We start from the raw sequence: 12,224 nt of genomic DNA, 5'->3' as shown, positions 1-12,224 counted from the left end.
CATGCAGCTGCCAGCGCGAAGGTTACGCTTGCAACGAGGGCATATCCATGCTTCCTAACTGACGCGCGATCAGGTAATTTTTGCGATGCGAGAATAGTTTTATCGCAGAAAACTAACTATTAAGACTTTAAGTTTGGGTATTAACTTTTACGCCTCAATCCACTATACTTTGACCATCTCGATACATAGAGGAAAATACGTTAGGAGTGTTGAATCGTGGTAAAAAACATGCCCAAACGGATAGTTGCACTTATTGCAGGCATCCTATTACTCACTTTAATAATCGTTGCTATTTTTGTTCTCCTCGATAGAAAAATTGATTCTGAGCAGGAAGAATTTGCGATGAATTCTTCCTGGGTATACGACGAGTTGAAGAGTGGTGACCAGCTTGACACTAGATATGCTAATAAGGAACCTCTTTACCTTTTCGCTTCTCGTGAATTGCTCGAAACCGGTTATGACTTCACTCAATGCAAACTAGGCAGCGATAGCTTGAGCACCCATGATTCACATTTCAATCTTCCATCAAGCTCCGGAACCGCATTATTTCTTGTAGCAAAGTTTGACCGCGCAGTTTCTGAGGATGCAATACTGAGCTGCAAATCCATTCCAGAAAAAGGTCAGTTAGCGATTGGGTTTCAAAAGGAGAAGGGGAAATAAGTCAATATCGTTCTAAGTTTACTGACCTAGAACCAGCACCACTGACCCACCGTTAACTCCGGATCAGAGAGGCGCATTTTTCATCTCCGTTAGCTAGTTAAACCCCAAAACCCTATCCGAACAGGAAAAACACGATACTAGGTAACGCAAAACCCAAACCCGCTAACGCAAGCGATTTTTCACACCCCCTAATCGATACTCGCTAACACAAAAGGGCACTTATCAAATCCGACGTCTAAGTGGAGACAAAGACCTCGGATTTGATAACCAATGCCTGTGCCTAAACCCCCTGCTGATGAAGTGCTCTCCATTAGTTGAACTGAGAAATCAGTTTCTAACTAGTGGGGAATATTTATTTGAGAGCACGAAGTTCTCTGAGTGAGCTACAACGTGAGCAGCTCGTTGAATTGTTTGAACAGGGCGTGGGCTACACCGCGGCAGCAAATCGGCTTGGTGTATTCGTGATCCAGTGCGAATGCCTGAACGTCGATTCAAGCTTCATGGCAAGCTATGCCTTGTGGACAAACCAACCAAGCAGCAGCATTCCTTCGAGGTGAAGAAGGAGGTCGTTGACCGCTTCAACGCTGGTGAGTCCAAGATGGAGCTTGCCCGTGAATTCGACCTATCTTCAGACCAGCTTGTTACCGGTTGGGTGCGCGCCTGGCGCACGGGTGGTGATCACGCGTTACGCCCAAAGCCGAAAGGAAGTACCTCTTCGAAACCGTTGATTGAGAAAGATCGCCTGCGCCGCGAGGTAAAGAAACTGCAGGCAGAAAACGCGTATCTAAAAAAATTGCGGGACTTGAGGAACCAGCGACGAGGTCAAAGGTCGAGGCTATCGTCATCCTCAAGTCGGCCCACCCTTGAGAAGATCTGCTGGTTGCGGCAGGTCCTGCCCGGTCAACGTTTTTCTATCACCAAAAACGCCTCACCGCCACTGATAAGCATGCTCAGCTCAAACAGGCTATCTGTGAGATCTTCGAGCGGATGAACCGTCGTTATGATTACCGGCGTGTGCACGCTCAACTCCGACGGGAAGGATGGACGGTCAACCATAAGCTGGTCGACAAGCTCATGAACCAGTTGGGGCTTAATCCAAGGTCAGGGTAGAAATACAACTCGCACAAGGCGCTGTCAGTCACATCATAAAGAACGTGCCCGACTGATGTTTCACCCCGGATGCACAAAACAGGGGGTGGGCAAGTGATGTTACGGAGTTTCGGGTTGCTGGCACCAAGGTCTACTTGTCGCCGATCATGGACCTCTATGATCATTCGGTCGTATGTACAGCGTGTCTACCTCACCGAGCACGGCATTGGCATCGAACTCTTTGCGCGATGTCATTGCGCAACAATCACCAGGCGAAAGCTTGCTTGTGCACACAGATCAAGGATTCCAATACCAGCATTCCACTTGGCGTGACCTGATCAAAAGCATCGGTGATGCGCAGTCAATGTCCAGGAAAGGCAACTGCTACGACAATGCCGTCATGGAAAACTTCTTCAGGCACCTCAAAACGGAGATGTACCACGGTGAAACATTCACCAGAGTGGAGGCGTTCTACCACACGATCGATGATCACATTCACCTGTACAACAACGAACACATCCAAAAACGACTCAAGGGCCTAACCTAGATGCAATATCGGAACCAGACCCTTGAGCCTCTAACCGCCTAGGATTAAACCAGTCCAACTATCAGGGACTAGTGCACGAGCAGGGATTTTGTTATTTTTAGGCCGGGTTCAGCGAGCCGTCTTCCCATTAGTTCCTAATCGCTGAGTGATTATCTTGTTCGATCTATGCCACACTCTGTCAGAGGGGGTGTGGTTCATGCCTTCCTGGCGAGTATCCACTAAAGGGATGTTCTCTGGTTCTCGCAGTGGTTGGAGAATATGTGTCGTCTCAATTCCCGCATGATTTATCACTTCATGAATTAGGTCTATGAGAGCTTCACAGTTTTCTGAATCTGGAAATCCCGCATGGATTACTTGAGCTGATTCGCAAAACTGAACGCCTCGACGAGAGCGCATTCGACATCGTTTTGGTTACCTTCAACAGGCGCTTTAAATACAGCACGCACCCCTGATCGCTCATTTCTGGTTCATTCACTGCTAGCTGTATGGCAACCGCGATAGATCCGCCGTATCCCACTTCGATAAACGCATGAAAGCGACTCATTGTTTGTTCACCAATGTAACACCTGTCGCCAACGCCCAACGGGCTTTCAATTCCACGTAGAAAAAGAGAATCCTTGATAGCTAGTTAGCCCCTTAGCTCTTCCCTTTCTCCTGCCTACGTATCGGCTAGATTCCCTGGACGCTACTTGAGCCAATAGGGACGCTACACTACTCTGGTGTTAGGCAAGGCTTGCCTAACACCTATCAGAAGGGGTATCTCGCATGAAAACTCGCGACTTCATCAACATTGGCGTATTCACCGCAATTTATTTTGTGCTAGTTTTCGGTACCGGAATGCTAGGCATTATTAATCCAGCAATGATGTTCGTGGGCTATGCCTTAGGACTTATCGCTAACGGCGCCGTAGTCATGCTATTTAAATCCCGGGTACCAAAGATCGGCGCCCTGGCATTAATGGGCTTATTAGTGGGGATTTTAATGGTAATTACTGGGCACCCCTGGATTGTTGCCCTGCTTGCACCTTTACTGGGATTAGCCGCAGACTTCCTCTTCGCTAAAAACTCAACGGTTTTCCGAGTTCTAGGATACGCCGTCATGTCCATGTGGTACGTGGTGCCTTGGTTCCCCGTATTCATTGATGCTCAGGGCTACTACAACTATATTGCCGACTCTATGGGAACCGCCTACGCAGATTCATTACGCTGGTTCTTGTCACCATGGATGATTGTGGCCTGGGGTGTGGGAATTTTCATTCTGGGGCTTATCGGCGGAGTCTTCGGAAATTCTCTAATGGCTCGGCACTTCCGTAAAGCTGGCATCGCAAAGTAATGTCCCTTCAATACCAAAGTAGCAGTCCCAGATCAGCAGCAAGCTATCACCAGGATCAAGTCACCAGCGCTGAAATCTTAGCAGCTAACCAACGGCATTCCCGGCCAGATCCGCGCACCATTTTACTGGTTATTTTTGTATTAAATGCCCTGGTAATGTCGCGACTACCCATAGTAATCACTTTCCTGGTAGCCGGTATTGCGCTCTTGGCTTTACTATTGTCACGCTGCTATTCATGGGCGTTAGGTTTCCTTGCCGTAGAAGGAACCTGGGTCGCTTGCATCTATCTTTTCCCCAGAATCTGGCCAAGCGCCCTCACCGCGTTCCTAATGGTTTTAGGCTACTGGATGATAAAGCTCTGCACTGTTGGCGGTCTGGCAGGTTACGCGATTAAAACTATCGTCCCCGGAGAACTCGTAGCCGGTCTTCGCGAATTACGTATACCGATAGCTATAACCGTTCCCCTGGTAGTGCTATTACGATTCATACCGACAGTATTTCGAGAATACCGTGCAGTAAGAGAAGCAATGTCCCTGCGGGGATTACAAATGGGATGGCGCGCCCTCTTACATCCCCTCCATTTTCTAGAAATGGTTTTAGTCCCCTTGCTGGCATCCTGCGCCCGAACCGCTGATGAAATGACCGCCGCCGGCATGGTGCGCGGTTTAGGATCCACTATTTGCCCAAGCACTTTGAAACAGCTTCGATTTAATCGACTAGACGCCCTCTGGATATTGACGCTAGTCGCCCTGATTGCTCTCATCCCCTACTTGGATCATCTAGCTATACTCTCGGGCGGATTCAAATGAGAACCTCAATCGACCATGTCTCTTTCGATTACCAGTTCAACCCGGACGAAGAAACCTCATCAGCTCACGTTAGCGCAGTCAGCGATATTAACCTCAACTTCCCTAAAGGATCTTGTACCTTAATCACCGGACCTTCCGGAGCAGGCAAGTCGACCCTATTAAAACTTCTGAACGGTTTAATACCCGAACTTTATAAGGGGAATCTGAGCGGACGCACTACCCTTGCCGGTCTCGATACCGTGCAAACAGATATCCAACAATTAGGGCGTACCGCCGGTACAGTTTTCCAAAATCCCCGTTCCCAATTTTTTACAGCAAACGTACTAGAAGAGTTAGCATTCGCGAGCGAAAATGCCGGAGATACCCCACAAACAACCGCTAACCGGATCGCGGAAGCTGTAAACACCTGGGGCATTCAACGACTGCTGGGCAAAGAGTTACGTAAGCTTTCCGGAGGTGAATTGCAACTGGTTGCTTGCGCAGCAGCAGTAGCCGGACCGCAGCAAATCCTGCTTTTAGACGAACCCACCTCTAACCTTTCCCCCGAAGCAATCTCCGCATTCAGCAAAGTCTTACAAAGCTTAAAAACCGCCGGCTGGACCCTGGTAGTAGCCGAGCACCGCGTTTACCCTCTAAAAGGTCTAGCAGATCAAGTTGCGATTATGGGTGAAGGGCGAATCCAGCATTTGTATACTGCGGACGAGTTTTTTAGTTTGTCTCCTAAACAGCGTAAAGAGTTAGGGTTGCGCACCCTGGAAAAACCAGAAATTTGCGTTAGCACCAATCCTGATCAGCAGGCAGACGGTATCACCGCAAAAAATTTAAGGTTCAGTTACGGCAAACACCGCGTCCTCAACATTCCTTCCCTATGTTTACCGAAGGGAAAAGTAGTTGCGCTAGTCGGCCCGAACGGAGCGGGCAAAACCACTCTTGCGCGCGCCCTCATCGGATTAGCTCACCCGGAAAGAGGTAGCGATATTAGTTTTAGCGGCAAATCCTGCCGGGCGGCAGACAGACAAAAACGCAGCGTGCTAGTAATGCAAGATGTAAACCGGCAACTATTTGCTGAAACGGTAGCGGCAGAGGTCGTACTAGGAAATGACAATCTTAGTAAAGAGCAGGTGCAGGCGCTTCTAGCTGATCTGGGGTTGCAAGGATTATCTGAACGGCACCCAATGACTCTTTCCGGAGGACAAAAACAACGTCTCGTTATTGCCAATGCCCTGGCGAGCCAGGCAGAGCTTTACGTATTCGATGAACCCACCTCGGGGGTTGATTACCAGCACCTACTATCGATCAGTTCTCAGATTCGCTCACTAGCTACTAAAAGCAAAGCAGTCCTGATCATTAGTCACGACTTGGAGTTCATCAATGAAGTTGCCGATTATCAGTTACTGCTTGAGCCTCTCGATAGCGAAATGAACGTGCAGCTTACCGCGCCTGCCCAAGAGAAACATTGAAAGAGGAAGCCAAGTGACTGATCACCAAGTTAGCGAACCAAAAAAAGATACAGCGGCGAATATCAAGCTCACCAGCAAACAAGGTAAAGCCGCATTACGAGAACTCTTAGCTCCCGTGCAAGTGGCGCTGCGATTCGGTCAAGTAATGGCGGTTATATCCGCTATTTTGCGAGTGTTTCCGTTCGTTGCTTTAGTGGGGATCGGCAACGAACTCCTAACCTCATTTGGCAATGGCGTATCCCCCAAGCAAAGCGTCATCATATTTTGGGTACAGGTGTTAATCGGAACATTTTGTGGAGGGCTACTCGCCTATTTTGTGGGCTTGCTGGTTACCCATATTGCAGATAATCGTCTATCTGCAAGTATTCAGCAAAAGATTATTCATTTTCTGGGGCAAGCTCCTTTAACTTGGTTCAGCGATAACACTTCCGGACATGTGCGTAAAGTACTGCAAGACGATGTAAAGAATCTACATGCGCTGGTAGCACACCGCCCCGTAGATTCACTAATCGCTACCCTAGTGCCCATATTTTGCGCGGGCTATACCTTCACTATTGATTTAAGACTCGGAATTTTAGTAATTGTTGCGGTGCCGATTTACATCATTGCCTACGCGGTGATGATGCGGGGAATGGGTGATAAATCCTTAGAACTTGATGCAAAACTTGATCAGGTTTCCTCCGCAATGGTGGAGTTCGTAAAAGGCATCCAGGTGGTTAAAACTTTTGGGATCACCGGAAAAGCACACCGCAAATATGCCCACAGCGCCAATGAAGCCTGTGACTATATGGAGGAATGGAATCGACCAATGGTGCATGCGGCTTCCCTGACCGCCGCCCTCACCTCTACCCCATTGATAGTTCTCTTATTTGGGATTGTCGGCCCCTGGTTCGTCTCCAAGCATTGGGTTAGCCCAGTAGAAGTAGTTGCCGGTTGTTTAATTGCCATCGCGCTGCCCTCCTCAATTAACCTGATAACCCAGCTAGCTTGGAATTATCAGTTAGCGGGTGCCGCGGCCAAAAGGATTCTTGATCTTCTTAGGGTAAAGCCCCTCTCCTGCCCGGATCAGTCACTGCATTTACCCCAAGATGCAAGCATCGAATTTAAAAATGTATCGCTCAGCTATGGTCATACGCTAGCTTTGGATAATGTTTCCTTACGTTGTGCGCCCGGTACAGTAACCGCTCTCATGGGGCCATCAGGGGCCGGAAAAACCACCCTGGCCAAATTGGCCGCCCGCTTCCTGGATCCCGATACGGGAACAGTACTAATCGGTGGAGTCAACCTTAAGGAACTTAGTAGAAGTGACCTCTACCGTCACCTCGGGTTCGTTCTGCAAGATGCGCAGCTCTTACGGGCTTCCATTCGCGACAACATTTCTATCGGGCGACATGATGCAGATGAAGCCGAGATTATTAACGCTGCTCGCCAGGCACAGATTCATGACGAAATCATGGCACTGCCGAAAGGATATGACAGTGTTGTCGGGGAAGATTTGAAGCTATCTGGAGGGCAAGCTCAGCGGATTGCAATCGCCAGAACCTTACTATTGGATGCACCGATACTCATATTGGATGAAGCAGCAGCCATGGTAGATCCGGAATGTGAAGCACAAATCCAAAAAGCTATTAACCATCTGATGGCCGGACGTACTGTTCTGGTTATCGATCACCGTCCCGATTCAGTCAAGAACGTCGACCAAATCGTCCTACTTGATAAAGGAAAGCTGGTGGCCTGCGGTAATCACCAGAAGCTACAAAATACAGAACTCTACCGTCGCCTGTGGTCGGCATCCAATGTTGAGCTTACGGAAGGAGGACGAAACTGAAATGGATAAATCAATGGGAGCTATCGACATAATTCGAACAAATTTCCGACTCAGTGCCAACTCTCAAAATCACAGCAGAAGTATCAGCTGGGTAGCTCGGATCATCAGCGGTATTGCCCAGGGGGTAGGTTTACTTGCGCTGATTCAGCTCGCAAATACCTGGGCTAGCAGTCAGGAAGGAAGCACTCATAACGCTAACCCCTGGATCTTAACCCTGCTCGTCACGGCGATTATCGGGGCGATCAGTATCTACATACGAGATCGGTTCTCCTACGAAGGCGCTTTTTCAGTGATGCGTTCTGTCCATCGCCGCGTTGGAGATCAGTTGGCAAAACTGCCCCTGGGATGGTTCTCCACCGATACTACCGGGCGTTTGTCCCGCCTAGGGGCAGCTACTGTCAATGAGCTCGGAAACCTGAGTGCCCATTTGCTCACGGAACTATCCGCCGCCACCGTCACTTTGCTGACACTGCTTACCGGTCTACTTTGGTGGTATCCCGCCTTGGGCTCAATTTTTGCGTTATGCCTAATCTGTTACCTGATTCTGATGTGGGCATTAACCTACCTCGACAGTGCCGCCAGTGCCTATGCGGCCCCGGCGGCTACTGAACTAGCTGATCGGATAGTAGAATTTTCTACCTGTCAATCCATGCTCCGCGCATGTGATCAAACGATTTACCCCCAAATGGCCACGGCTTTAGCAGAAAATCGCCGCAGGTCCACTCGCCGACTAGGGATAGAATGCATCGGAAATTTCCTCGGCGGCATTGCCTCGCAAACGATTTGCGTTGTAATGATTATTTCCAGTGTTCATCTTGCTTTTACTGGAAGTCTTGCTCCCCTGGCAGTGGTGGCGGTTATTGGGATAAGCCTGGAAATCACTCATTACCTTTCCACGATTTCTGATTGTCGAACCGGGCTATTGGCGGTAGGACCGACGATGGCGACTATTAACGAAGTACTGGATGCGCATCCTCTGCCCGAGCCCGAGACCTCGCTACCCCAACCCCTCCCCCATCAAGTTGAGCTTCGAGAGGTTGATTTTACTTACGGGAACGATAAACAGGTGCTAAACAAAGTCAGCTTCACCGTTGCTCCCCACACTATGACCGCACTTGTTGGTCCCTCGGGCGCCGGTAAAACCACTATTGCCCGCTTGATTTGTCGATTTTGGGACGTAAGCTCGGGTGCAGTGCTCGTTGGAGGTCGAGATGTTAGAGAACTAACGACTGAAGATTTAATGAGCCAAATTTCAATGGTTTTCCAAGACGTCTATCTTTTCGATGACACTTTGGAAGCAAATATTCGCATCGGTAACTCCAATGCCACTAAAGAGGCTCTACTACATGCGGCAGAACTAGCAGGAGTCAACGATATTGTCAGCCGACTTCCCGATGGTTGGGATACAAACGTTGGTGAAGGTGGCTGCGCATTATCAGGAGGGGAACGCCAACGGGTTTCGATTGCTCGCGCTATTTTAAAAAATGCTCCGATTGTGCTCTTTGATGAAGCTACCAGCGCTCTTGATGCTGAGAATGAAGCAAATCTGCTGCGCTCTTTCGAAGTATTACGTCGCCAATCCACCATGGTGGTAATCGCGCATAAACTCCACACGATTACTCAGGCTGACCAGATTGTGGTTCTAGATGATCAGGGGCATGTAGCTCAGATTGGCACCCACAATCAACTTGTAAGCTGCCAGGGGATTTACCGAGATTTTTGGGATGAGCGTCAAGCGGCCTCTGGATGGAAAATAGCCGCAGAACAGTTCGGAACAGTTAGGTAGCATACGCGGAATTATTTTCAACCATTTTCCGGTTAGAAGCCGTTAAATGAGCATTACTTCAATATTTAAGAAACAAGTATAGAAATTAATGCCAATTATTCTATACCGATTTGACATTGATGAATTCACTGAAGGATTTTGGGGGAATCATGAGGTATAAATCAAATTTCAGAGAAACTACTACTTCTCGTTTCCTGTTTATTACGGGTAGTCTTTTTGCTACCGTCAGCCTATTCTTAACTTCTTTAGGAGTTGCAGTAGCTTATGCAGCAGATACCGAAACAACCAATGTAGGAGATAACCTCACTGCCTCCTGGGATCCGACAGCCAAGATCCTCACTGTCACTGGCCATGGTGAGCTAGACCGAGCCAAATGGATGTCTGAAACTCCAGCCACTCACAATGAGCCTAATAGTAGATTCTGTGGAACTGTTAAGGATGCAAACGGCAACGCGAAGCCAGCCGAACCGCAGCCGGTGGAAATAAAATTTATTTCCGATTCGGGCACCACCATAGATTTCCCACAAGATTCTAGCTTCCTATTTTCCAACTGCGACAAGGCCAAAATTGACCTTCCGGATGCTGGTATTAATACCAGCAAAGTCACCACGATGAGCCATATGTTCTATAAGGCAACGCTGGCAAACCCGAATACCTCTAACTGGGATACCAGCAAAGTCACTAATATGGCTGGAATGTTCGGCGCTACAGAAGCAGCTAATCCCGATACTTCAAAGTGGAATACCAGCATGCTCTCCACTACGAACGGAATGTTCCATACGGCTGCGGTCGCGAACCCAGATACCTCCAACTGGAACACCGAAAATATCACGGACATGAGCGCCATGTTCTATAAAGCGCCAATGGCAAACCCCGATACTTCAAAGTGGAATACCAGCAAAGTCACTAATATGGCTGGAATGTTCGGCGCTACAGAAGCAGCTAATCCCGATACTTCAAACTGGAATACCAGCAAAGTCACCAGAATGAATGGAATGTTCCAGGGTGCGAAAGTAGCTAATCCGGATGTATCAAACTGGGATACCAGTCAAGTCACTGATATGCATGGCATGTTTAACGGAGCAATTGCCGCGAGTCCGAACACCTCTAACTGGAACACCGAAAATGTAACCAATCTGAGTGGCATGTTCCAGAATGCGAAAGCAGCTAATCCGGATGTATCAGCCTGGAAAACCAACCAGGTAACTGACCTGAGCGACATGTTCAACGGAGCTACTGTTGCCACCCCGGATGTCGCCAAATGGGATACCAGCCAAGTCACCAACATGGAAGGCGTTTTTACTGCGGCAAGTGCCGCGAAACCAGATGTGTCAAAGTGGAAGACCAACAAAGTTACCAATATGCACAACATGTTTGCCGGAGCCGGTAGCATAGAAAATTTGGATGTATCTGGCTGGGATATTGCCCAGGTTGAGGTAGAGACCATCGCAGACGTTTTCGCCACTGAGGGGCGCACGAGTGTACGGATCAAAGGCACTACTTTAAAGCGTAATATTTCTAGCTGGTTTAAGTTTATAGCCGGCCCTTATCATATTCGTAATGTTGACGATGGCACGGTGTTGAACGCTACCCCGGGCGACGGACAAACAGTTTCTGCCATGTTGGATTCGGTTAAAGACAAAATCGTAGATGATGCCACCTACCTAATTCGTCCTAATGAAAAAGTAAAAGTAACGGTAACTCCGGCACAGATATGGCAAGGGGAACCACTACCAGTATTGGATTACCAGGTGGATATGGCTCATAGCAAAGATTTACTCACAGGTGCCCTCAGCGCTGATTATGGGGCAGAGACCCCGGCGGGAAAGGTTGCGATTAAGCAAGGAACTTTAAAACTTAAAGACGCAGTAGCCGGAGCATATTCACTAGAATTTACCGCAGGAATTCTCAATGTTCATGCTCGCCCGGAGCAACCGGAAGCTAAAGTTGATACTTCTATGTGGGCTGATAACAATCACCCGGGGGCTAAAAATTGTGCAGATCATAAGGTATCCCAAAGTCGCACCATCACCACCACCCCCCATAAATGGGATAGCAATAAACATGAATGGGTTTTAGATACTGCAAACGCGAAGGAAAAAACTGAGAGTCAATCGCGGAATATGACCGACCAGGAAATCCACATATGCGCTGATAACCAACATGTAAATCAGCCTTCCCTTACGCCCACAGAGCGCCCAGTCCCTAAGATTGCTCCAGGGGAGAAAACTGAGCCTACTCAGGTAGCCCAGATCTCCACTTTGCCTCAAACTGGAACTTTGGTTGGTCAAATCGCGCTTCTAGCTTGCTTGCTAGGGGCCGCCGGTAGCATTGTTTGCCGTTTGCGCCACACCACCCGCTAGTGGATCAGTTTATGCTCCGCGGGTTTTGTTGGAGCATTGAGGCGACCAGGGAAAGATGCGATTAACGCGGGCAGTGTATTGGGTGTATTTTCATCTTCGCATTCATTTTTGAGCCAGCGTTCTTCAGTGCGTTTCATCAAAATAGTCAATGCTGCCCAATAGATGAACGGTAAGGTTAAGTAGCTACCAGTTCGTTTGTATGAGCAGCAGACCGCAATTCAATAGCAGGAAGGAAGAGTATACGGGATGCCAAATCCAGGCGTATATCCCGCTAGTCATGAGCTGACCAGTTTTAACGCTTTCTGCCATGTGAGAGTCCAAAACAGCTGAAACCCACACGATTACCGCAA

Annotated in this window: 7 protein-coding genes and 1 pseudogene; all 8 read left to right on the top strand. The window is 48.5% G+C overall.

Going from position 1 to position 12,224, the window contains the following annotated elements:
• Positions 1 to 216 precede the first annotated feature (216 nt).
• The 8 genes and pseudogenes from PG731_RS03945 (at position 217) to PG731_RS03910 (ending at position 11,874) form a co-directional block, all read left to right on the top strand.
• Positions 217 to 660 carry a hypothetical protein gene (locus PG731_RS03945; RefSeq protein ID WP_270772289.1) on the top strand — a complete coding sequence of 148 codons (444 nt, stop codon included), beginning with the start codon at positions 217 to 219 and terminating at the stop codon, positions 658 to 660.
• Positions 661 to 1,062: 402 nt separating this feature from the next.
• Positions 1,063 to 2,296, top strand: a pseudogene (locus tag PG731_RS03940) (IS3 family transposase).
• Positions 2,297 to 3,061: 765 nt separating this feature from the next.
• Positions 3,062 to 3,628, top strand: coding sequence for an MptD family putative ECF transporter S component (locus PG731_RS03935; RefSeq protein WP_270772288.1), 567 nt, complete (start codon positions 3,062 to 3,064; stop codon positions 3,626 to 3,628).
• A complete protein-coding gene (locus PG731_RS03930; protein WP_270772287.1) occupies positions 3,628 to 4,437 on the top strand; it encodes an energy-coupling factor transporter transmembrane component T in 810 nt (269 codons plus the stop codon). Before PG731_RS03935 ends, PG731_RS03930 begins: the two co-directional genes overlap by 1 nt.
• Complete coding sequence (locus PG731_RS03925; RefSeq protein ID WP_270772286.1) at positions 4,434 to 5,897, top strand: ABC transporter ATP-binding protein; 1,464 nt, start codon at positions 4,434 to 4,436, stop codon at positions 5,895 to 5,897. The genes PG731_RS03930 and PG731_RS03925 overlap by 4 nt, the downstream gene beginning before the upstream one ends.
• 13 nt (positions 5,898 to 5,910) lie before the next feature.
• On the top strand, positions 5,911 to 7,725 hold the full coding sequence (locus PG731_RS03920; protein ID WP_270772285.1) for an ABC transporter ATP-binding protein: 1,815 nt from the start codon (positions 5,911 to 5,913) through the stop codon (positions 7,723 to 7,725).
• Between the two features lies 1 nt (position 7,726).
• On the top strand, positions 7,727 to 9,511 hold the full coding sequence (locus PG731_RS03915; RefSeq protein ID WP_270772284.1) for an ABC transporter ATP-binding protein: 1,785 nt from the start codon (positions 7,727 to 7,729) through the stop codon (positions 9,509 to 9,511).
• Positions 9,512 to 9,630: 119 nt separating this feature from the next.
• The gene (locus PG731_RS03910) at positions 9,631 to 11,874 is read left to right on the top strand and encodes a BspA family leucine-rich repeat surface protein (RefSeq protein ID WP_270772283.1); all 2,244 of its coding nucleotides are present in this window, start codon (positions 9,631 to 9,633) and stop codon (positions 11,872 to 11,874) included.
• The last annotated feature ends 350 nt before the right edge of the window (positions 11,875 to 12,224 follow it).

This window comes from Pauljensenia sp. OF14-1SRA (assembly GCF_027694595.1).
Lineage (GTDB): Bacteria > Actinomycetota > Actinomycetes > Actinomycetales > Actinomycetaceae > Pauljensenia > Pauljensenia turicensis_B.
Note: the sequence above shows the minus strand (reverse complement) of the source record. Positions and strands in the feature narration are given on the sequence as shown.

Bases quoted from the DNA above. Each gene is read 5' to 3' on its own strand.
- PG731_RS03930 (WP_270772287.1), top strand. From the start codon at position 3,628: ATGTCCCTTCAATACCAAAGTAGCAGTCCCAGATCAGCAGCAAGCTAT.
- PG731_RS03925 (WP_270772286.1), top strand. From the start codon at position 4,434: ATGAGAACCTCAATCGACCATGTCTCTTTCGATTACCAGTTCAACCCG.
- PG731_RS03915 (WP_270772284.1), top strand. From the start codon at position 7,727: ATGGATAAATCAATGGGAGCTATCGACATAATTCGAACAAATTTCCGA.
- PG731_RS03935 (WP_270772288.1), top strand. From the start codon at position 3,062: ATGAAAACTCGCGACTTCATCAACATTGGCGTATTCACCGCAATTTAT.
- PG731_RS03910 (WP_270772283.1), top strand. From the start codon at position 9,631: ATGAATTCACTGAAGGATTTTGGGGGAATCATGAGGTATAAATCAAAT.